Annotated in this window: 19 protein-coding genes and 2 pseudogenes; 9 read left to right on the forward strand and 12 right to left on the reverse strand. The window is 73.7% G+C overall.

Features of this window, described 5'->3' with window-relative positions:
* From ACZ4VL_RS35520 to ACZ4VL_RS35560, 9 genes and pseudogenes are all read right to left on the reverse strand, one after another.
* Positions 1–983, reverse strand: a pseudogene (locus ACZ4VL_RS35520) (hypothetical protein); the annotation flags it as partial.
* A complete protein-coding gene (locus ACZ4VL_RS35525) occupies positions 980–1,420 on the reverse strand; it encodes a DUF6507 family protein (RefSeq protein WP_468208580.1) in 441 nt (146 codons plus the stop codon). The pseudogene ACZ4VL_RS35520 and the gene ACZ4VL_RS35525, both read right to left, overlap by 4 nt.
* A gap of 46 nt (positions 1,421–1,466) precedes the next feature.
* A complete protein-coding gene (locus ACZ4VL_RS35530) occupies positions 1,467–1,778 on the reverse strand; it encodes a pore-forming ESAT-6 family protein (RefSeq protein ID WP_404236856.1) in 312 nt (103 codons plus the stop codon).
* Between the two features lie 59 nt (positions 1,779–1,837).
* Complete coding sequence (locus tag ACZ4VL_RS35535) at positions 1,838–2,170, reverse strand: hypothetical protein (RefSeq protein WP_361097315.1); 333 nt, start codon at positions 2,168–2,170, stop codon at positions 1,838–1,840.
* A gap of 139 nt (positions 2,171–2,309) precedes the next feature.
* Entirely contained in the window at positions 2,310–3,728 is a 1,419-nt protein-coding gene (locus ACZ4VL_RS35540; RefSeq protein ID WP_468208584.1) for a DUF6177 family protein, read from the reverse strand.
* A gap of 91 nt (positions 3,729–3,819) precedes the next feature.
* On the reverse strand, positions 3,820–7,794 hold the full coding sequence (gene eccCa / locus ACZ4VL_RS35545) for a type VII secretion protein EccCa (protein ID WP_468208586.1): 3,975 nt from the start codon (positions 7,792–7,794) through the stop codon (positions 3,820–3,822).
* 2 nt (positions 7,795–7,796) lie between these two features.
* Positions 7,797–9,473, reverse strand: a complete 1,677-nt coding sequence (locus ACZ4VL_RS35550; RefSeq protein WP_468208589.1) for a MinD/ParA family ATP-binding protein — start codon at positions 9,471–9,473, stop codon at positions 7,797–7,799.
* Positions 9,474–9,631: 158 nt separating this feature from the next.
* Positions 9,632–10,987 carry a type VII secretion integral membrane protein EccD gene (gene eccD, locus ACZ4VL_RS35555; RefSeq protein ID WP_468208590.1) on the reverse strand — a complete coding sequence of 452 codons (1,356 nt, stop codon included), beginning with the start codon at positions 10,985–10,987 and terminating at the stop codon, positions 9,632–9,634.
* Between the two features lie 209 nt (positions 10,988–11,196).
* Positions 11,197–11,481 (reverse strand): annotated as a pseudogene (locus ACZ4VL_RS35560) (hypothetical protein); the annotation flags it as partial.
* 256 nt (positions 11,482–11,737) lie between these two features.
* Between ACZ4VL_RS35560 and ACZ4VL_RS35565 the strand changes: the two are divergent.
* Both ACZ4VL_RS35565 and ACZ4VL_RS35570 read left to right on the forward strand, forming a co-directional pair.
* Positions 11,738–12,085 (forward strand): GntR family transcriptional regulator, encoded by a 348-nt coding sequence (locus ACZ4VL_RS35565; RefSeq protein WP_468208592.1) that lies wholly within the window; start codon positions 11,738–11,740, stop codon positions 12,083–12,085.
* On the forward strand, positions 12,082–13,122 hold the full coding sequence (locus ACZ4VL_RS35570; protein WP_468208595.1) for a DUF1648 domain-containing protein: 1,041 nt from the start codon (positions 12,082–12,084) through the stop codon (positions 13,120–13,122). Before ACZ4VL_RS35565 ends, ACZ4VL_RS35570 begins: the two co-directional genes overlap by 4 nt.
* Positions 13,123–13,233: 111 nt before the next feature.
* Here ACZ4VL_RS35570 and ACZ4VL_RS35575 read toward each other — a convergent pair whose 3' ends face one another.
* Positions 13,234–14,130 carry a sigma-70 family RNA polymerase sigma factor gene (locus ACZ4VL_RS35575; RefSeq protein WP_468208598.1) on the reverse strand — a complete coding sequence of 299 codons (897 nt, stop codon included), beginning with the start codon at positions 14,128–14,130 and terminating at the stop codon, positions 13,234–13,236.
* Positions 14,131–14,280: 150 nt separating this feature from the next.
* Between ACZ4VL_RS35575 and ACZ4VL_RS35580 the strand changes: the two genes are divergently transcribed.
* Together ACZ4VL_RS35580 and pucL are read left to right on the forward strand one after the other, a co-directional pair.
* Complete coding sequence (locus ACZ4VL_RS35580) at positions 14,281–15,648, forward strand: aminotransferase class III-fold pyridoxal phosphate-dependent enzyme (protein WP_468208601.1); 1,368 nt, start codon at positions 14,281–14,283, stop codon at positions 15,646–15,648.
* Positions 15,649–15,950: 302 nt separating this feature from the next.
* Positions 15,951–16,868: a factor-independent urate hydroxylase gene (gene pucL / locus ACZ4VL_RS35585; RefSeq protein WP_468208604.1), complete on the forward strand. Its 918-nt coding sequence runs from the start codon at positions 15,951–15,953 to the stop codon at positions 16,866–16,868.
* 11 nt (positions 16,869–16,879) lie between these two features.
* Here the strand turns inward: pucL and ACZ4VL_RS35590 are convergent, their stop codons facing one another.
* On the reverse strand, positions 16,880–17,344 hold the full coding sequence (locus tag ACZ4VL_RS35590) for a histidine phosphatase family protein (RefSeq protein ID WP_468208606.1): 465 nt from the start codon (positions 17,342–17,344) through the stop codon (positions 16,880–16,882).
* A 186-nt stretch (positions 17,345–17,530) separates the two neighbouring features.
* On the opposite strand from ACZ4VL_RS35590, the gene ACZ4VL_RS35595 reads away from it, so the two are divergent.
* The 5 genes from ACZ4VL_RS35595 to ACZ4VL_RS35615 all read left to right on the forward strand — a co-directional run bounded on the left by ACZ4VL_RS35595 (position 17,531) and on the right by ACZ4VL_RS35615 (position 20,734).
* On the forward strand, positions 17,531–17,746 hold the full coding sequence (locus ACZ4VL_RS35595; protein WP_361097342.1) for a CbtB domain-containing protein: 216 nt from the start codon (positions 17,531–17,533) through the stop codon (positions 17,744–17,746).
* A 37-nt stretch (positions 17,747–17,783) separates the two neighbouring features.
* Complete coding sequence (locus ACZ4VL_RS35600; protein WP_468208609.1) at positions 17,784–18,536, forward strand: CbtA family protein; 753 nt, start codon at positions 17,784–17,786, stop codon at positions 18,534–18,536.
* A gap of 20 nt (positions 18,537–18,556) precedes the next feature.
* Positions 18,557–18,940 carry a hypothetical protein gene (locus ACZ4VL_RS35605; protein WP_468208612.1) on the forward strand — a complete coding sequence of 128 codons (384 nt, stop codon included), beginning with the start codon at positions 18,557–18,559 and terminating at the stop codon, positions 18,938–18,940.
* Between the two features lie 337 nt (positions 18,941–19,277).
* A complete protein-coding gene (locus ACZ4VL_RS35610) occupies positions 19,278–19,955 on the forward strand; it encodes a class F sortase (RefSeq protein WP_468208615.1) in 678 nt (225 codons plus the stop codon).
* A 545-nt stretch (positions 19,956–20,500) separates the two neighbouring features.
* Positions 20,501–20,734: a hypothetical protein gene (locus ACZ4VL_RS35615; protein WP_468208618.1), complete on the forward strand. Its 234-nt coding sequence runs from the start codon at positions 20,501–20,503 to the stop codon at positions 20,732–20,734.
* Positions 20,735–20,837: 103 nt separating this feature from the next.
* Here the strand turns inward: ACZ4VL_RS35615 and ACZ4VL_RS35620 are convergent, their stop codons facing one another.
* Complete coding sequence (locus ACZ4VL_RS35620; protein ID WP_468208621.1) at positions 20,838–21,242, reverse strand: hypothetical protein; 405 nt, start codon at positions 21,240–21,242, stop codon at positions 20,838–20,840.

Below are 21,242 nucleotides of genomic sequence, written 5' to 3' on the forward strand. Positions count from 1 at the left end.
CCGGACACCGCACCGCCACTACCGCCCGTGAACACCGTCGTCAGCACGTTGAAGGTGACCGCACCGGCAGCGCGCGACGGGTTCGAACCCCACTGGTCCCACGCCAGCAGCGCCTTACCCGTCTCCTTCATCGCCGTACGCGAATCCCGCAACCAGGACGGCAACTTGTCCGACGGCGCCGCCAGGAACAGCGGCCCGACACCGGGCATCGAGGAGATCGCCAGACCCGTCGCGAGCTTGGCCAGACCCGTCCACGACTGCTTGAACGTGTCCCACCCCTGCAGGCCCACCAGCCCGCCCAAACCCTTGATCGTCCCCCACACACCGTCGACGACGAAACCCTTGCCGAAGTCCCAGGCGTGCTCCCACACCTGCCACGCCGGCACCGACTCCTCCACCGCATCACCCCACGGCAGGGACTTCGCCTGCTTCAGCGCCTCCCCGTCGTAGCCGTACATGTCCTTGGCGTTGGAACCGTCGTTCACCTTCAACGGCTTCCCGCCCACCAGCGCGACGATCTTCCCGTACGCGGTCCGCTCCACCTCCTGGAACTGGGCCCACACCTCGGCGATCTCGTTACGACGATCAAGGTTCTCGTCGATCAGGTCGCCGTCCTCGCGCCACTTCTTGTCGTCCGCCACCTTCGAACGAAACGTTTCCGCCTCGCGCTTCAGGTCCTCCAGCTTCTTCTTCAACGGAGCGACATCGCGCGCGTACGTACCCAGCGCACCAGCGATCGTGCACATGTCGCCACTCAGCTTCAGCCCCAGGTCCGAGACCGGCTTCGTCGTCGCGAACAGCTGATCCGCCTCCGGCGCCTGGTAGAACGCCTGAAGGCCACCGAAACTGGAATGGACGTCCCCTGCCTTCGTCGACACCGCCGCCCCACCCGACGAGATCGCCTTGACCTGCGCGTCCAGCTCCACCAGATCACCCGTGAAGACCGGCACCTCCGCCGGATCGACGGGTGCGTTCGACGTCACTGACCACCGCCCGGCTTCTGGCGGAGGACCTCCAGGTTGACGGACTTGGCCGCGTCCTGCGCCTGCTTCGCCGCCTCCAGGTCGCCTTCGAGGTACTCGTTCGTCGCCTTCACCGCGCCGAGGATGCACGCCTCGATGCGCTCGGCCATCGACTTGAGTTCCTTCTCCCGCCCCTTGAGGTATTCGCCGAGGGCGGCCGCCACCGGGCCCATCGTGTTCTGCGACAGGGGTGCCTGGCCCGGTGCCACCGGGCCCTGCACCGGGGTCTTGGACATGGTCTTGGCCCCCGAGCCGGGTACGGCCGTGCCTGCGGCCGCGCCCGCCTTCGACATGGCGGTGACCAGTGTGTTCAGGGCCTTCTCCAGGTCACCGGCATGTCCGCCGACCGTCTTCAACTGGCCCTGCACGCCTTGCGGCTTGATGTCCCACGTCGTCATCCGTGCGTCCCCGTCCCCCGTGTCGCCGTCGCCGTGTACCGCCTGCTCAGCCGATGTTGTCGACCGCCGCCTTCGCGCGCGTCTGCGTCTGGCGCGCCGTCGCGTCGTTCTTCTCCAGCGTCGAGTTCAGCAGCCGGATGATGCTCTTCACTTCCTCCGAAACCCTCTTCCAGCGCTGCTCCTTGGCGTGGTACTCCGCCGACACGCCCTCCGCCTCGAAGTCCGACATCACCTTGGCCACCTGCGCGTCCCGCGCCGCGATCACCGACTCCAGCTGGCCGATCACCACCTTGATGTTGCCCTGCGCCTCCGTGGACGCACCGGAATCGTACGAACGACGGTCCTGACCAGAAGCCACCACAACCACACTCCCCGTTGAGATCGAAAACCCTGCAACAGCCGCTCTCGCGGCCCCCGTCAGCGGCCGCGGAAGCGCGCCGCGTCAAAGTTCGCCGACGCCATCTGCGTCCTCGCGTTCTCGCCCTGTTCCTGGTCACCCGAGGAGAAGGCCTTCTCCATCCCCGCCTGACCGCCCAGGATCGCCGCCAGCGACGCGTTCAGCTCCTTCGCGATACCGTCCGCCCGCCCCTTGAACGAGTCGAACGCCACCTTGCCCTGACCGTTGAACTTCCCCTCCAACGGCTGCGCCGCCTGCACCAGCAGCCGGACCAACGTCCCCAGGTCCGTGCTCGAACCCTTCGACCCCGACATCAGGGTCGTCAGGGCCGTGGCCCCCATGTCGAACTTCATCGCTCACGCTCCCCCGCGCACTCACATAATTCAGGCCATCAGTTCTTCTGAAAGTATGCCTACTTCTATCAGTCGGCGTCGCATCTGCAACTCCTGCCAGGGCAGTTGTGACTGACGTATGACAAAGCAGCCCGCCGCTTCACGAGCCCTTCAGGTGGTGCATCAACCGCTCGAAGTCGGCCCAGCCGGACAGGTCCGACGGGTCCCCCGGCATCGGGTAGTAGAAGGCCGGACGGGCCTTCGGCCCCAGTCTGACCGGGGGTTGCGGCAGCGGCGTGCGCTGCGCGCGGTCGTCCGGCACCGCCCGGACCTCCTCCGCCCCCAGCACGAAGGCCAGGGGGACGCCCGGGCCTTCGAAGCGCGGCGGTACGAGCAGGTCGCGGCGGGCTTTGCGGAGTTGTACGAGCATCGACTGGAGCCGGTGGCGGGTGACGAGGGCCTCGGCCGTGCGCCGGAGGCCCTCCAGCGGCACCTCCTCGTCCGCGCCGTAGCCGAAGGCCAGGGTCACCTCCTCCTCGACGCCCGCCTTCGTGCGGGTGATCTTGATGGTGGCGAGGCCGGGCCGCTCCGGGCCGCCGACCACCACGAACCAGGTCGGCTCGGGGGCCCGCGAGTACGCCAGGTCCGTCAACCGGCCCGGCGACCAGGGCAGGTTGGCCGGCTCGGCCGTGCCCCAGCCCGCCGGGGGCGCGCCGGTCAGCTCGCGCCACACCGTCTCCACCGATCCGCCGAGGACCAGGCGGTCGTCGGCCGGGTGGATCGTCCGGTAGGTGACCGCGAGCTGCCGCTCCCCCGTCGCCGCGACCTGCTGGTACGAGGCCGCCACCGGCGTGCGCGGATCGTCCTCGGTGGCGTCCCCGGGGACCACGGTGGCGAACATGCCCTCCTGCCAGCGCAGCACCGCCCCGCTGAGGCCGTCGTAGTAGCCGTCCTGCGGGTCCTGCACCACCCACCGCGAGGGCCAGCCCGGCATCACCGACATCACCGCCGGCGACAGCGTCGTCCCGGGCGGGGTGACGATCTGCAGTCCGCGCTCGGCGGCCGCGCAGGCCCGGAACGCGTCGGCGAGCCAGGCCGTCATCGCGACGACCGGCCGGTCCATGATGGCCACGGCGACATTGCCGGTCAGCACGTCGACGGCGGGCTGCGCCGCGGCCGGCGCCGGCGCCACACCGACCCCCTCACCGGCCACCACGGCCAGCGAGCGCGCGGCCTCCGGCGGCCAGGCGGTCCCGCCCGACAGCGAGGCCAGGCGCGCCGCGAAGGTCCCCGCGAGCCGCTCGGCCTCGGGGACGCCGGTGGTGGCGCGGGCCTCGGTCCACCAGAACGGGACCGGCGGCGCGGTCGCCCCGAGCAGCCGCTCCGCCTCGCCCTCGACCTGCACCAGCAGCGGGGCCTCGACGGAGACCAGCGGCCGGCCCTGCGCGTCGCAGAGCTGGACGACGGCCCCCTCGCCCGTGGTGTCCACCAGCTTGTCGGGGCCTCCGGAGAGCAGGCCCGCGAGCACGGCCCACGGGTCCGGCATCCGCGGGGTGAGGGCTATGACGTCCTTCGTCATGGGGTGCCTACGGTCCTTCCTTCGCAGTTCGTTGCGTCGTTGCGTCGTTGCGTCGTGGCCTCGTGGCGTCGCCGCGTCGTCGCGTCCCGGGTCAGTCGGGCGTGCACACCGTCTGGATCAGGCGGTTCGGCTGGCCCCGGCGGACGAGCACACCGCGCCCCGCCGGCTGGAAGGACGCGTACACGCCGGGGAAGAGCTGTCCCTCGCCGCGGTCACCGGCCATCACCAGCGCCGAGGCCCCCGACTCGCGCAGGCCCTGCACCAGCGGCTCGTACAGGCCGCGGGAGGCGCCGGCGACGCGCCGGGTGAGGACGAAGTGCAGGCCGATGTCGACCGCCGACGGGATGTACGGGACGAACGGGGCGAGCGGCGACTGCCCGGCCGTGGTGAGCACGTCGTAGTCGTCGACGAGGACCACGATGCGCGGGCCGCCGCCCCAGCTGCCCGGCTCCAGGTCCTCCAGCGGGGCGCTGTCGTCGGGCAGGCGCCGCTCCAGCTCGCCGGCGATGCCCGCGGCCAGCCCGGCGCACATCTTGGCGTTGTACGCGTAGCCGCCGTTGAACTCCTCCGGCACGACGCCGCGCAGGCTGCGTCGCGGGTCCATGATCGCGAAGACGAGTTCCTCCTCGCCGTACCGCTCGATCAGGCCGCCGGCGATCGTCTTCAGCAGGTTCGTCTTGCCGCATTCGCTGTCGCCCATGACCAGCAGGTGCTGGTCGTGGTGGAACAGGTCCAGGAGGACGGGGGCCAGTGCCGTCTGGTCCAGCCCGATCGGCACCCGCCTCGGCTCGGCCGCCGGCCCCGGCAGCACCTGCGGTTCCAGCAGGTGCGGCAGCACCCGGACCGGCTGGGCGGTGTCGCCGACCCAGGTGGCGCGCACCGTACGGGCCGTGCGCTCCAGTACGGCGCCCAGCTCTGCGGCGTCGGCCTGCCCGTCGGTGCGGGGCAGGGCGACCTGCGCGAACAGTTTGCCGTCGGTCAGCACCCGGCCGGGCTCGTCGGGGGCGAGGGTCTCGGCGAGCTTGCGCTCGATGCTGGACTCGCTCGGGTCGTTGAGCCGCAGTTCCACGCGGGTGCCGAAGTTGGACTGGGTTGCGATGCGGACGTCGTTCCAGCGGAGCATGCCCGCGACGACGTGGATGCCGTAGCCGCCGCCGCGCTTGAGGATGTCGACGATGGCGTCGTCGAGTTCCTCGAAGTCGTCGCGCAGGGCGCCGAAGCCGTCGATGACGAGGACGATCTCGGCGGAGGCCAGTTCGGGCAGCCGGCCGGCCGCGTGCAGGGTGCGCAGCTGCTCGACGGAGTCGATGGTGTGGTCGCGGAAGACGTCCTCGCGGACCGCGAGCATGTTGCGGACCTCTTCGACGGTGCGGGCGGCGCGCTCGCGGTCGGCGCGGCCGGCGATCCCGCCGACGTGCGGCAGCCCGGCCAGGGCCTGGAGGCCGCCGCCGACCAGGTCGAGGCCGTAGACGCCGACCTCCTGCGGGGTGTGGGTGAGGGCGAGGGACAGGACGAGGGTGCGCAGCAGGGTGGTTTTGCCGGACTGGGGGCCGCCGATGACGGCGGCGTGGCCGCCCGCGACGGTGAGGTCCAGGTACCACTCGCCCTGCCACTGCTTGGTCGGGTCGTCGATCAGGCCGAGCGGCACCACGAGCCGGTCGCGCCGCTTGGCGAGCTGCATGCCGCGCGGGCCGACGTCGAGGGGGCCGGCGACGGCGTCGAGGGGCAGCGCGGCGGGCAGCGGCGGCAGCCAGATGCGGCGGACGGGGGCGGCGGCGCGCTCCAGCTGGCCGACGATGACGCCCAGTTCGGTGGGGCCGCTCTCGCGGCGCCGGCCGCTGGTCTCCGGGGCGCCCTGGCCGTCGGGTTCGGCGAGGGTGTTGAAGGCCTCGTACTCCAGGGCCAGCGGTCCGGTGTCCTCGTCGTCCTCGCGGCGGACGGGGCCCCGGTAGGCGCCGGAGACGTAGCTCGCCTTGAAGCGCTCGTAGTGGCTGGTGTCGACCTTGAGGTAGCCGAAGCCGGGCAGCGGCGGCAGGTGGAAGGCGTCCGTGGTGTCGAGGACGGTGCGGGACTCGTCGGCGGAGAAGGTCCGCAGGCCCAGCCGGTAGGACAGGTAGGTGTCCAGGCCCTTGAGCTTGCCGCCCTCGATGCGCTGGCTGGACAGCAGCAGGTGCACGCCGATGGAGCGGCCGATGCGGCCGATCGACAGGAACAGGTCGATGAAGTCGGGCTTGGCGGTGAGGAGCTCGCCGAACTCGTCGATGACGACGAACAGGTGCGGCAGCGGCTCCAGGTCGGGCCGGCGGTCGGCGCGCAGGGCCGCGTAGTCGCCGATGTCGGCGACGTTGCCGGCGTCCTTGAGGACCTGCTGGCGGCGCTTGACCTCGCCGGCGAGGGAGGCGTGGACGCGTTCGACGAGGCCGGCCTGGTTCTCCAGGTTGGTGATGACGCCGGCGACGTGCGGCAGGTCCGCGAACGGCGCGAACGTCGCACCGCCCTTGTAGTCGACGAGGACCAGGGCGAGGTCCTCCGGCGGGTGGGTGGCCACCAGCGCGAGGACGAGGGTGCGCAGCAACTCGGACTTGCCGGAGCCGGTCGCGCCGACGCACAGGCCGTGCGGGCCCATGCCGAGCTCGGAGGACTCCTTCAGGTCGAGGAGGACGGGCTCGCGGGAGTCGCTGATGCCGATCGGTACGCGCAGGAAGGCGCGCTCGCCACGCGGCGCCCACAGACCGGGCAGGTCGAGGTGGGCGACGTCGTCGATGCCGAGGAGGTCGGCGAAGTCGACGGGCCCGGACAGCGGGGCGTCGGCGAGGGACTCGGCGGACAGCCGCAGCGGGGCGAGCATCCGGGCGAGGCCCTCGGCGAACGGGATGCCGACCTCGTCGACGGTGCCGTGGGCGCTGACCGGCTCGGCCTGGCGCAGGTCCTCGATGAGGACGTCGGCGCCCTCGACGGTGATGCGGACGCCGACGTGGCCGGGCTCCTGGATCCGCTGTTCGAGCAGGTGCAGGACGGTGACGCCCATGTCGCGCAGGCCCACCGCCTCGTCGGGCAGGGGCAGTTCCACCGCGTCCTCGCCGTGCCCGTCGGCGACGACGAGCAGCCGGGAGTTCATGGTCAGCGCGTCCTGGCCGGCCAGGCCGCGGCGCACCTCGGCCGCGTACGAGGCGCGGCGGTTCAGCTCGGGGCCGAGCAGGCGGGCGAGCTGGGCGGTGGAGGCCGCGATGCGGCGGGCGGCGACGGGCCCGTCGAGCTGCCCGGAGTCGAGCAGGTGCGGCATCCACTTGGCCCACTCCCAGTCGCCGATCCGGTCGCCGGGCACGGCGAGGGCGACGGCGACGTCGTCGGGGGCGTGCAGGGCGGCGGCCTGTACGAGCAGGGCGCGGGCGATGCGCAGGCAGTCCTCGCGGGGGCCGACGACGCTGATGTTGCCGACCCGGTCGAGGGGGACGGTCAGCGGCAGCTCGGTGCCGGTGCGGAAGCGGGCGGTCAGCGCCGAGGCCTCGTTGAGCATGAACTGGTCCGGCGGGGTCAGGACGGAGGAGCCCTGCTGGCCGATCTTCAGGTCGCGTACGGGCATCTCGCCGGTGCCGGCGCGCACCAGCAGGAAGTCGCCGTCGGCCCGGCGCCGCTCCCACAGCCGGGCCGGGTCGCGCACGATGTCGTACAGGGCCTGCGGCGGCGGGTTGAGGACGTCGGCGCGCTCGCGCCGCTCCCGCTCCTCGCCGGCGAGCTCCTCGCGCAGGTCCTCCAGGTAGGCGAGGTACGCCTCGCGCTGGGTGCGGCGGGTGCGCTGGGCCTTGCCGCGCTGGGAGAACACCATGACGAGGGAGCCGGCGACCGTGACGCACAGGATCAGGGCGCCGAGGGCGGCGAACTGGCTGTTGCGGACGACGGTCATCATCACGACCGAGGACATGACGCCGGCCACGGGCAGCAGCGACATGGCGATGTTGCCGGCCTTGCCCTCGGGGAGGTTGGGAGGGGCCTCGATGGTCCGGGCCTCGGTGGCGGCCGGGGGCTTGATGGTCCGGGCCGGGCGGTGGATCAGTCGGGTACTCATCGTCAGTGGCGCTTCTGGGAGAGCTGGAAGACGTCCGCGGCGAGCCGGGTGGCGATCGTCCGGGTGGACTCGGCGAGCAGTTCGGTGCGGATGACGCCGCCGCTCGCCAGGTGGCGGTCGTACGGCAGGACGTGGACGCTCGCTCCGGTGGCGGCGAGCGTGCGGGCGGCTTCGTCGAGGTCGATGCCCGAGTGCGGGGACTGCTCGGTGATGACGACGACGGTGCCGGCGATCAGGTGCGGGGGCAGGCCCTGCATCCACTGGAGGACGGCGTGGGTGCTGGCGATGCCGTCGAGGGCGGCGGGGGTGGCCAGGACGCGGGCCTGGGAGGCGGACAGCGCGACGCGGGCCACCTCGGCGGGGAGGGTCTCGCAGTCGACGACGGTCACGCCGAAGTAGCGGCGCAGGGCGACCATGGCCCGCTCGTAGGAGCGCAGGTCCAGCATGGCGCCGATCCGGCCCTGGCTGCCGGGCAGCAGCCAGGCGTTGTCGCGGAGCTGGACGAGGTAGCCGGTGACGTCGAGGAGGGACATCTGCGGTTCGACGATGTCGGCGACCTCGCCGGTGGTCCAGCGGAGGGTGTCGGCGCCGAGCCGGATGGGGAGCGAGCCGAGGGCGGGGTCGGCCTCGACGAAGAGGACGGGGTCCTGGCGGTAGTGGGCGTACGTGGTGCCGAGGAGGGCGGCGACGGTGGACTTGCCGGCGCCGCCGCGGATGGACGTGACGGCGATCTGGCGGCCGGTCGTCACGGGCTGCTGGAGCAGCTCGGCGGTGCGGGTGGCGTCGGCGACCTCGCGGGAGGCGGATGAGGAAACGGTTCGCCAGAGGGTCCGGGCGGCCCGCGTCAGGAACGGCTCGCCCCGCCGGGCCCCCTTGTAGGCGGCGACCAGGCTCTTGTCGATGACGGGCAGCGACTCGGGCGCCCGGACCGCGGACCCCTGGCGGGCGGCCGCGGCGGGGGCGGCTGCCTGGGCGGGGTGGGCCTGGGCCTCGGGCTGCGTGTGGGCCTGGGCGGGGGCGGGGGTGTGGGCGTAGGCCTGTGCCTGTGCCTGTGCCTGGGCCTGGGCGTGCGCCTGGGCCAAGGCCTGGGCGTGTGCCTCGCCGACCTGGGCTGCGGGCGGGTGCTGGGCGTACGGCTGAGCTGCCTCCTGGACCGTGGGCCGGGCCTGGGCAACGCCGCCCTGAGCGGCGCCCGACCGGGGGTAGCCGTAGCCCGGGGACTGGGCCTGGGCCTGGGCAGCCTGGGGGTAGCCGTAGCCGGCGGCTTCCGCCGGGCCCGGCGTCTGCGGGTAGCCGTAGCCGGGGGCTTCGCCCCGGCCCGGGCCCTGCGGGTAACCGTGGCCGGGAGCCTGTGCCGCGGCCGGCTGCTGGTGGCCCTGCGGCGCGGCGCCGGGGGCGGGCTGCTGCACGGGGTGACCCTGCCCCTGCTGCGGGCCGGGGGTGCCGGCCGCGGCTGCGCCGGGCTGCGGATAGCCGTAGCCGGCGGCTTCGCCCTGACCCGGGCCCTGCGGGTGGCCGTAGCCGGGGGCTGCGCCCTGGGCGGGCTGCGGGTGGCCTGGGGCGGGGGCCTGCGGGCCGGGTTGTCGGGGCCCGTGGGTCTCGTTCCGGGTCTCCGGGGTGGCGGATGCCGCCCTCAGGTCGCGCAGGACGTCGCCCTGCCAGTTGTCTCCGTTCGGCATGTCTGCCCTGCCCCTCTTTTCCGACCTGCCGCCCCGCCCGGAGCGCGTCCTTCGACCTGCCGCCCCGCTCGGAGCGCGTCCTTGCGACCTGCCGCCCCGCTGGGGGCGTTCTTCCGACCTGCGGCCCGCCCTTCGCGGGGCGCGGCCTGCGCCGTGACTCAGAACCTGTCGAGCAGTTGCCCGTACACGCCGAACACCCCCACGGCCAGCGGGAAGAGCCCCACCATGCCGACGGACTCGACGAGGTCCGCCATGCGTCGCAGCCGCACCTGCACGTGCTCCGGCGGCTGCACCGCCAGGGCGACCGTCGGTAGCAGCGCGGCCACGCACAGCAGGGCCAGCGCCCCGGTGCCGCCGCCGTGCTGGATCCACAGCACGACGAGGCGTACGAGGAGGACGCCCGCGGCGGCGAGCAGCGCGACGACCTCGGCGACCAGCGGGAAGGCCCGGGCCCGCGACAGCAGCACCACGGCGACGAGCGCGGCCAGCGCCACGGTCCAGGCGCTCGGCTTCGCGGCCAGGGTGAGCAGCCAGCCGCCGGCGGCGGCCGAGGCGGCGGTGGCGATGGACGCGAGGGCGAGGCCGCGGTGGGTGGCGGCGAGGGCGTTGCCGACCTCGTGGCGGCTGACCGAGGCTCCGCCGGAGCGGCGGTCGTCGAGCGAGGTGAGCCCGGAGGCCATCAGCGCGAGCCGCGGCAGCACCCCGAGCAGCAGCACGGAGAGCAGGGCCATGACGGCGCCGAGCCGTGCCGGATCGTCCTGGACGGCGGCCACGACGCCCCACAGGACGGTGACGCCGGCGACGGCCATGGCGCCGATGAGCCCGCCGCGGCCGAGCGGGGAGAAGTACCCGAGAAGGACCAGCGTCAGTGTCAGCGAGCCCGCGACGGCGGCGAACCGGACGACGCCGGCCCAGTGGTAGGCGTCGGCGGCGGTCCACGCGGCGAGCACGGACAGTGCGCCGGCGGCCAGCAGCAACACGGTGGCCAGGCCCCGGTTGCCCTGTCCGATCCGGGAGACGAGCGCCCCGGCCGCGAGCAGTACGAGCGTGACGGCGAGCAGGGACCCGGCCAGGGTGTCGAGGCCGAACTCGCGGCGCGCGAGCAGCGCGGCGGTCACGGCGAGGGCGACGGTCGCGACGCCGGCGCTGGCCCTGCGTGCGGCGGGGCGCCAGCGCCAGGCCCGCAGGTCGAGGTCGTCGGCCACGAGGTCGGTGACGTCGTGGACGACGGGCGCGGGCGGCGCCGAGTGGGTCCGGACGAGCCGCAGGACGGCGCCGTCGGCTATGCCGGCCGACGCGAGCGTGCTGTCGTGCGGCAGCGCGGAACCGTCCGACGTCATCAGCTGACGCGTCAGGGGACGGGCGGCGGCGCGGTCGTCGAGCAGCAGCAGTACGTCGGGGAGCAGTTGGCCGATCGGAGTGTCGGCCGGGAGGACCACGTCGGCGCGGCGGCGCTCGCCGACCAGGGTCACCCGGCTCAGTTGCGCCCGGGAAGTCGTTGCTGTGCTCACCACTTGCTGGAACCTATCATCGCGGCGTTCCGACCTTTCGGGTCATGCTTCTACGGCTGGGTCGGCTTGGGCGACTTCGTCACGGGCGGGGACTGCGCGGGAGACTTGGCCGGCTTCCCGGACTGGGACGGCGTCGGATGACCCGGGGCCTTGGTCGCGCCCGACGGCTTGGCCGGGGCGGACGTCTTCGCGGGGTCAGCGGACTTGGCGGGGCCCGGCGCCTTCGTCGGCGGCATCTGCTGCGGGAACAGGCCCTGTTGCTGTTGCTGCTGCTTCTGCTGCTCGGCCTTCTGCTTGGCCAGGGTGGCCTGGATGAAGGACCATCCGACGCAACCGGCGCACAGCACGGCCGCGATGGCGATCCCCGCGAACATCTTCCCGAGCCGCTCGTCGGCCGTGCGGCGCGCCCGCTGCGCGCCGAACAGCAGCGCGTCCCGCATCCTGCGGCGGCGTACCGCCACCGACTCCAGCAGCTGACTGTCGTAATCGCGTGCCATCCGCCGCCCGTCGCCTCCCCCGTGTTTTGCCTGTGCAACATAGAACACGCCTCTGCCCGGGGTGCTCCCACCGGGTTCGGCGCCCCGCTCGGAACCGCCCGTTCCGCAGACGCCGGTGACGGGCTGTCGGTTCCCGACCCGACGCGATCCCGGGTCGTCCACCACCACCGCACGCGTGTTGATCCGTACCTGACATCCGACCATACCCGGCTCACCCCCCTCCCATGAGCAGGATGGTGCTAGCTTCATTGGCACCATGCTGCTGAGACTGGACACCACGGACAGCCGCCCCCTGCACGAACAGGTGGCGGGGGCCGTCCGGCGCGCCATCGCCGAAGGGGATTGCGAACCGGGCGAGCGGCTGCCGCCCGCCCGCGACCTCTCGCTGGCGCTGGGCGTGAACGCCAACACCGTGCTGCGCGGCCTGCGCGCCCTGCGGGACGAGGGGGTGCTGGAGTTCCGGCGCGGCCGCGGCGTGACCGTCGCCCAGGGCGCGGACGGGCGGTCGGAACTGCTGGGCAAGGCCCGCCGGCTGGTCGAGGACGCGGCCCGCCTGGGCTACGGCAGGAGCGAACTCATCGAGATGATCAGGGGGCTTTCATGACGGACCGTGCGGGGCACGCCGGGCACGCCGGGCAGCCGGGGGGACCGGGCGAGGGCGGCGGCCGGCGAGGCGGCGCTGCCGGCCGGGGCAACGGCCGGGGTGCCGGGGTCTGGGGCGCGGCGGTCGCCGTGGCGCTCGCCGCGCTCCCGCCCGCCGTGGGCAGCCGACTGCCCGACCGCCTCGCCACCCACTGGAGCGGCGGCGCACCCGACGGCTCGATGCCCCTGTGGGCGGCGTCGCTGGGCCCGGCGCTCGTCTGGGTGCTGTTACTGCTCGGCCACGTCGCGGCGGCCCGGCGCGCGGGGGCGCCCGGGCGGTCCTGGACCGCGGCGGCCCTCGCGGTGAGCGGGGTGTTCCTGCTGGGCGCCCAGGTGTCGATCGTCCGCGCCAATCTGGACCGGGCCGACTGGCGGGACGCCGGCTCGGTGGACACGGGGATGCTGGTCACGGCCGCCGTCGCGGTCGGGGCCGGGGCGCTCGGGTGGCTGGCCGGGCGGCACGGCGCGACGCCCGACCCCGTGCGCGGGGCGGACGCGGGTCCGCTGCTGGAGGTACCCGAGGGGGAGCGCTTCGTCTGGCTCTCGCGCACCGTGAACCCCTGGCTCCGCCTGACCGGCGCCGTCGCCGGGCTCCTCACCGGCGCGGCGGTCCTCGTCGCGGCGGCCGGGCTGACCACCGCCCCGCCGTGGGCGCTGATCGCGCCCTTCGCGGTCGTCGCCCTCGCGGCGTCGGGGTGCTCCTCGGTCCAGGCGCGGGTGACGGAGCGGGGCCTGGAGGTGGCCTTCGGCCCGCTCGGCCGGCCCGTGCGGCGGTGGCGGGCCGAGGACATCGTCTCGGCCCGCGCCGAGACGCGGACGCCCGCCCAGGTCGGCGGCTGGGGGTACCGGATCGGCGGCCTCGGCACGACGGTGATGCTCCGGTCCGGCGCATGCCTGGTCGTACGGCCCCGCACGGGCCCGGAGTTCGCCGTCACCGTCGACGACGCCGAGCGCGGCGCCGCCCTGCTCAACACCCTCGCCGCCCGGCAGTCCGCCTGACCGTACGCCGCCCCGCCTGACCGTACGCCGCCGCGCGCCGCGCCGGACCGGCCACCGGACCGCCGGGCGACCGGGGGCGGCGGGCGGGCGACCGGCGACCGGCGGGCGCGGTCAGCCCGGCAGGATGCCGGCGGTGAGGGCGGGCAGGCGCTCCGGGTCGGTGAGGACGTCCAGCGCCGTGATCCGGCCCCCGCGGACGGTGAACGCCATGAGGGACAGCACGCTGCCGTCCGACGACCGGGAGAGCACCCCGGGGAACCCGTTGACCAGGACCGGCTGCGCGGCCTGCGCGAACCGGGCGAACACGATCGCCTGCGAGGCCACGTCCCGGGCGCCCCGGCGGACCGGGCCCGGGCGGAGCGCGCCCCCGTCGGAGCGGGCCACGATCTCCGGGTCGAGGAGGTCGAGCAGCGCGCCGAGGTCGCCGCCGCGGGCGGCGGCGAGGAAGGCGTCGACGATCTCCCGGGTGCGCTCCAGGTCGGCGTCCTGCTCGGGCGCGGCCCCCTGGACGCGGCGGCGGGCCCGGCTGGCCAGCTGCCGCGTACCGGCGGCCGTACGCCCGAGGACCGGGGCGATCTCGTCGAACGGCACGGCGAACAGGTCGTGCAGGACGAACGCCAGCCGCTCCGCGGGCGAAAGGGTCTCCAGGACGACCAGCAGGGCGAGGCCGACCGAATCGGCGACGAGGACCTCGTTCTCGGGGTCGATGCCGGCCGGGCCGGTGACGACCGGGTCGGGCAGGCGGACCCGGCCGTCCTCGCCGTACAGGGGCTCCTCGCGCCGGGTCGTGCGCGAGCGCAGCATGTCCAGGCAGATGCGGCCGACGACGGTGGTCAGCCAGCCGCCGAGGTTGTCGACGGCGCCGGTGTCGGAGCGGCTCAACCTGAGCCAGGCCTCCTGTACGGCGTCCTCGCACTCGCTGAGCGACCCCAGCATCCGGTAGGCCACGGCCCGCAGGTGGGGGCGGTGCTCCTCGAAACGCCGGGCCAGGGATTCCTCTGCGCTCACCCGTCACCTCCTCGTGTCGACGTCCGCGGCAGCCGGTCGTGCCGTGACCTCGGGCACCGTACCCGCTCGGGACGGCCGAACCACCCGGTCCCATATTTCCGTAGAATGGAAGACAGGTTCCGTCATGCGACAGGTAAGGACCCGCACGCCATGTATCCCATCGACGCAGAGAACGCCGCAGAAGCCCGTGCCGTCGTCAAGGACGCCGATCGCCAGCACGTCTTCCACTCCTGGTCAGCGCAGGAGCTCATCGACCCGCTCGCCGTGGCCGGCGCCGAGGGCTCGTACTTCTGGGACTACGAGGGGAACCGCTACCTCGACTTCTCCAGTGCCCTCGTCTACACCAACATCGGCTACCAGCACCCCAAGGTCGTCGCCGCCGTCCAGGAGCAGGCCGGCCGCCTGTGCACCCTCGCCCCCGGCTTCGCCGTCGACGTCCGCTCCGAAGCCGCCCGGCTGATCGCCGAGCGCACCCCCGGCGACCTCGACAAGGTGTTCTTCACCAACGGCGGAGCCGAGGCCGTCGAGAACGCCGTCCGCATGGCCCGCCTGCACACCGGCCGGCCGAAGGTGCTGTCCGCGTACCGCTCGTACCACGGCGCCACCTCCACCGCGATCAACCTGACCGGTGACGCCCGGCGGTTCGGCAACGACAGCGCGACCGCGGGCGTCGTGCACTTCTGGGGGCCGTTCGCCTACCGCTCGCCGTTCTGGTCCGCGTCCGAGGCCGAGGAGTGCGAGCGCGCCCTGCGCCACCTGGAGGACACCATCGTCTTCGAGGGGCCCGCCTCCATCGCCGCGATCGTCCTGGAGACCGTCGGCGGTGCTCCGGGCGTGCTCGTGCACCCCGAGGGCTATCTGGCGGGGGTGCGCGAGCTGTGCGACCGCCACGGCATCGTCTTCGTCCTCGACGAGGTCATGGTGGGCTTCGGGCGTACGGGGAAGTGGTTCGCCGCCGAGCACTGGGACGTCACCCCCGACCTGCTCTGCTTCGCCAAGGGCGTGAACAGCGGATACGTCCCGCTCGGCGGCGTCGCGATCTCCTCCGCCATCGCCGAGACCTTCGCCCGCCGGCCGTACCCGGGCGGGCTCACGTACTCCGGGCACGTGCTGGCCTGCGCCGCGGCCGTCGCGACGATCAACGTGATGGAGGAGGAGGGCGTCGTCGAGCAGTCCGCTCGCACCGGAGCGGAGCTGCTCGGCCCGGGCCTGCGCGCCCTCGCCGAGCGGCACCCCTCGGTCGGCGAGGTCCGGGGCCTGGGCACCTTCTGGGCCCTGGAGCTCGTCCGGGACCGGGAGACCCGCGAGCCGCTGGTCCCGTACAACGCGGCGGGCGCCGACAACGCGCCGATGGCCGAGTTCGCGGCCGCCTGCCGGAAGGGCGGGCTGTGGCCGCTGACCGCCGGGAACCGCATCCACATCGCCCCGCCCTGCACCATCGCCCCGCAGGACGTGGCCACGGGTCTGGAGGTCCTCGACGCGGCCCTGTCGGTCGCGGACGCGCACACGGCGGGCTGACGGGGACCACGGGCTCCCGCTCGCGACCGCTCCGGGCCGCTGTGCGACCACCCCGGCTGCTGTGCGGTCACCCAAGCCCGGGCCGCCCGGATTCGGATGATCCGTACGGGCGAGATCCGGGCCGGGGCGTGGTGCAATCCGATCAGCGGTACGGACCGGGATGCACGTCAGTCCCGGGGCGGTCCCACGGGACCGGACGGCGGGGAGCGGACGTCCAGGGTGTGCGGGCGGGCGCTGGACGCCGGGCGTACGGACTCCAGACCACCGGACTCCGTGTTCCCGAGGACCCGAAGGAAGACACCATGAGCAAGCACGTCCTGGCCCAGAACCAGTACGGCAAGGCCGAGAACCGCATCGTCAAGGTCACCCGTAAGGGCGGCGACGGCTCCTGGCACGAGATCCGCGACCTCAACGTGTCGGTGGCGCTGCGCGGCGAGTTCCGCGACGTCCACCTGACCGGCGACAACGCCAACTGCCTGCCCACCGACACCACCAAGAACACGGTGTACGCGTTCGGCAAGGAGCACGGCATCGAGTCGCCGGAAGCCTTCGGCATCCTGCTCGCCAAGCACTTCGTCTCCTCCCGGACGCCGATCCGCGAGGCCCAGATCCGGATCGAGGAGTTCGCCTGGGAGCGGATCCCGGTCCCCACGCGCAGGGAGCAGCACTCCTTCGTCCGCAAGGGCCAGGAGGTGCGCACCGCGCAGATCACGTACGGCGAGTCCGCAGGCCTGCAGGTCGTCTCCGGCCTGAAGGAGCTGACCGTGATGAACTCGACGGACTCCGAGTTCCACGGCTACCTCAAGGACCGGTACACGACGCTCCGGGAGGCGTACGACCGCATCCTCGCGACCAAGGTCACCGCCCGCTGGGCGCATTCGGCGCTCGCGGCGGACGATCCGGAGCACGACTGGGACCGGTCGTACAAGAAGGTGCGCACGCACATGCTGGAGGCCTTCGCGGAGACGTACTCGTACTCGCTCCAGCAGACCCTGAACCAGATGGCCGAGCGGGTGCTCGACAACTGCCCGCGGGTCAACGAGGTGCGGCTGAACCTGCCGAACAAGCACCACTTCCTCGTGGACCTGGAGCCCTTCGGCCTCAAGAACGACAACGAGGTGTACCTCGCGGCGGACCGGATGTACGGCCTGATCGAGGGCACCGTCCACCGCGACGGCGTCCGGCCGGTGATCGCGACGAGCGACTGGATCGTGGCGTAACGCCCGCTGCGTCAGCGGTTGGTGCCGTCGTCGTCGGCACGGCCGAGCAGGAGGTTCCAGCGGCCGGCCCGGCCCGTGAGCGTGGTCACGCTGTCGGGGCGTGCGTCGAGCCGCCAGAACGCCGGGAGCGGCAGCTCCAGGGCGTGGACCACGGCCGCCCGTACGACGGCCTGCTCGACCACGGGGCGGTGCGTGCCCGAGGGCAGGCCGGCCAGTACGGCGCCGACCCGGGCGACCAGTTCGGTGAGGGACTCCCCGCCGGGCGGCGCGTAGGCGGGATCGGTCAGCCAGTGCCGGATGCCGTCGGGGTCCTCGGCGGCGACCTCGTCGAGGGTGCGGCCCGCCCACTGCCCGGTGTCCGGGCCGCGCAGGCCCTCGTGACCGGGGCAGGGCTCGCCGTGGCCGAATCTCGTCTGCCGTGCGGATGCGTCGAACGGCCTTGTAACGAACTGAACTCGTACTACGCCGCTCTTCATAAAGGGAGCATAAGCGCGGTACCGTCTCGGACGACAACCAAACAAGACGACGGTCCGACGGAAGCCCGGTGAAATCCCGGCACGGTCGCGCCACTGTGAACCCTCCCGCAGAGGAGGGAAGTCAGACCCGCACCGTCGTTGCGAGCACCACTGACCGGGACGCGTGTTCCCCCTGGAGGTACTGACATGGCCGACTCCGCCGTGCCCACGACGGCTCCTGCCGCCATCGCACCGATTTCCCTCTCCGCGCTCGCTCCCTGGGCCCTCTTCGCCGGCGTCCTGATGCTGGCCCTGTTCTACCTCGTCGGCGTCGAGCAGGGCGCCACCGCGTTGTTCGAGGGCGAGACCATCCACGAGTGGATGCACGACGGCCGCCACCTGCTCGGCTTCCCCTGCCACTGATCACCTGGTCGACCGGCTCACTGATCAAGGGAAGCCCATGAACTCCATCTCCCCCCGCGCCCTGCTGGTGCGCGGCATGCTGGCTGGCCTGCTCGCGGGCGTGGCCGCCTTCCTCGTCGCCTACCTCATCGGCGAGTCCCGCGTCGACGCGGCCATCGCCCTGGAGGAGGCGGCCGCGGGCGGCCACGACCACGCCGAGGAGGCGCCGGTCAGCCGCGCCCTGCAGGCCACGGCCGGCCTCGGCACCGGCACCCTCCTGTACGGCATCGCACTGGGCGGCATCGCAGCCCTCGTGTTCTGCTACGCCCTGGGCCGCATCGGCCGGTTCGGTCCGAAGTCCACGGCGGCGCTGGTCGCCGGTGGGCTGTTCGTCACCGTCGTCCTGGTCCCCTTCCTCAAGTACCCCTCCAACCCGCCGGCCGTCGGTGACCCCGACACCGCCGCACGCAGGACCGTGCTGTTCCTGCTGATGATCGCGCTGAGCGTGCTGCTCGGCGCGGGGGCACTGATCCTGGGCCGCCGCCTGGCTCCCGGGCTCGGCAACTGGAACGCCTCGGTCATCGCGGCGGTCGCGTTCGTCGCGGCGGTCGCGGTCTCGTACGCCTTCCTCCCCGCCGTCGACGAGGTCCCGGCGGACTTCCCGGGCACGCTGCTGTGGCAGTTCCGCCTCGCGACGCTGGCCATCCAGGCCGTGATGTGGACGACTTTCGGCCTGGCCTTCGGTTTTCTTGCCGAACGGGCACTTGTCCCCGCCGCCGCCCCCAAGGAGGCTGTTGCGCCGGCGAGTTGATGACGAGGGGTCGGTGATCCATGCAGGCACGAACGCAGGCGCACGCGCGGACGCCGGCACGGACCGGGGCACGGGTCCCGGTACGGACCGGGGCACTGGCCGCGGCGCGCGCACAGCCACCGGCGCGGCCGCAGTCACGGCCCCGGCCCCGGCCACGGCCCCGGTCGGCGATCCGCCGGTGGCGGGGCTGGACAGGAGCGATCCCGTTCTGGCTCAACTGCGCCGCCCTGCTGCTGGCCCCCTTCACCGCCGTCACCCTGCTCGCCCAGGTCGCCGTCATCGCGGCCCTGGCCGCCCTCGGCGGCCTGGTCCGGCAGCTCTGGTACGGCGACCACGGCCATCCGGCCGTCCACCTCGCCGCCGCCCTCATGGGGGCGGCGGCGGTGGCGTTCGTGGTGTCCTGACGCGGTCGCCCGCCCGGCCGGCGCGGGCGGGCCGGCGGGGACGGGGCCGCGCGGCCCCCGTGGAGCCGCGGCGGACGGCCGAGGTCATGGCGGGCGACCCGGGCGGGTCCTCCTTCCGCCACGTCCGCTAGCCCGTTCGGGCGTACGTGCCCCGGCGTGCAGGAACGTCCCGTACACCCGCCGTCAACTGGGACAACGCCCGCAGGCCGGGTCCTTCCCGGCGGCGACGGGGCGTCAATCCTCGGCGTTGTCACGGGTGCCCGGGGCCGGAAGAGAGTCCACTGCTGTCAGGAGAACCGGCCGCCGGAGCCGGTGCATCGGACCGGGAGGACAATCCATGCCCCGCGGCAAGTGGGTGGTCGGCGTGCTGACAGCGGTTCTGCTGGGCACCGGGATAGGGCTGCTGCGCAGCACCGACGGGGCGCGGCCGGCGGCGGCCGGCTCCGCCGACGCGCTGCCCTCGCGGGTGCTGGGCCTGTCCGGGCACCGGCGGCTCGTCGAGCAGCTGGACCAGGCCCACCGGCCGCAGACCTCGGACAAGGGGTCCCGGCCCGCCCGGGCCCTCGCCATCACACCGCTGCGCCCGGCGCGTCCGTTGCGCCTCCAGATCCCCAGCCTGGGGGTGGACCTGCGGATGGCCCGTGGCGGACCCGGGCTCGACGAGGGCCCGCCGGACCCCTCGGGGACCGGGGCCGGGACCGGGGTGCCGGTGCGGGCGGTATCGGGAGCGGCTACGGGGACGGAGGCCTTGTGGGACACCGGCAGTGCGGCGCCCGGCTCGGCCGGGACGGCCGTGGTCACCGCACCCGACGTCCGCCTCGCCGAGCTGCGGCGGGGCCTGACCGTCGAGATCCCGCGCGCCGACCGCCGTACCGCCGTGTTCACCGTCGACCTGGTCTCGCCCGCCGGGGTCACCGGGCGGGGGCAGCGGCCGGGGCGGGCCCAACTGCGTCTGGTCAGCGGTGAGACCACCGTGCTGGCCCGGCTCACCGGCCAGCGGCGCACTCCCCGCTGACCCCTGCCCCGGCCGGGCCGGGTGACGCCGAGGGGGGTCACTTCGTCACCCGGTCGGGCGCTTCTGCGGCCGGGGTGGGGAGGTGCCCGGCGCGGCGGGGCAGACCCCTGCCATGACCGGGACGCGGCATGCACGTTCGGCGGTGGCCAGGGCCCTTGCGGCGGCCTGTGTCGCACTGCTGTGCCTGTTCGCGTCCGGTCCTGCCGCCGTACCGGCGGCCGGCGGGGCGCATGCGGTCCGGCAGCTCCCCTCCGGCACACCGGCCGACCCGGGTGCCCCGACCGAACGGGAGTCGGATCCGGCGTCGGATTCCGAAGTGCGGGCCGCCGTACGGCCGTCCGCGCGCGGGCTGCCCAGCGCGCGGGAGCTGCCGCAACCGGTGTTTCACGTGAAACCGCTCACGGGGCCGGTGTGCACCGCCCCGGACGGGGCGGCCGAACCGGCGCTGTCCGTGCGGACGGTGCGGAGTGTGGTGCTGCGCTGCTGAGCGGGCCGAGCAGCAGCGCGCGACCCCCCACACCCCGAACACCGTGAGGTTTTCCGGCATGCCCATCGACCCGTACGCCGCCCTGAACGCCATGATCCGCGCCGAGGTCACCCGCTCCACGCCGCCGCCGAGGACGAAGCCGAAGCCGGCGCCGGCCCCCGCGCCCGAGCCCGAGCCCGAGGAGACCGCAGCCGCCCCCGAGGCCGGGGCGGCCCCGAAGACCGCGGCGCACGAGACCGCGGTCCTGTCCCGGAGCGGGACCTCCGTTCCGGCCCCGGCCTCCGAGGACTGACGCCCGCGGGAGCCGGCGGAGCACGACCCACTGCACGGCGCCACGACACGACGCCGGTCCCCGCACCCCGCCAGGGGGTACGGGGACCGGCGTCCCGGGCCCGTCAGGTCTCGTGCGTGTAGTAGCGGTAGAAGGCGACCACGCCGACGCCGATGCCCGTGATGAAGCCGACCCAGCTGGAGCGCAGGATGGAATCGCCCGTGAGGCTGTACAGGTAGCCCACGGCGATACCACCGAACGCCCCGTACGACGCCGCCCGCACCTCCCGCATCATGCGGGGGCCGACCCGGGCGAGAGTGAACATGATCGCGGCGAAGATCACGCCGCAGAGGATCCCGTAGAAGACGTTTCCGGCGTCGACCGGGCCCATCTGCCGCTTCATGAAGGCCGCGTAGACGCCGTAGATCAGCCCGAGCACCAGTGCCCGGATCAGTGCGCCCCTGTCCATGTGCTGCGCCTGCGCCGTCGGCCGGGGCCGCCGGTGGGCGACGGGTGCCGCATGTGCCAT

The sequence above is a fragment of the Streptomyces sp. NPDC029014 genome (genome assembly GCF_055564695.1).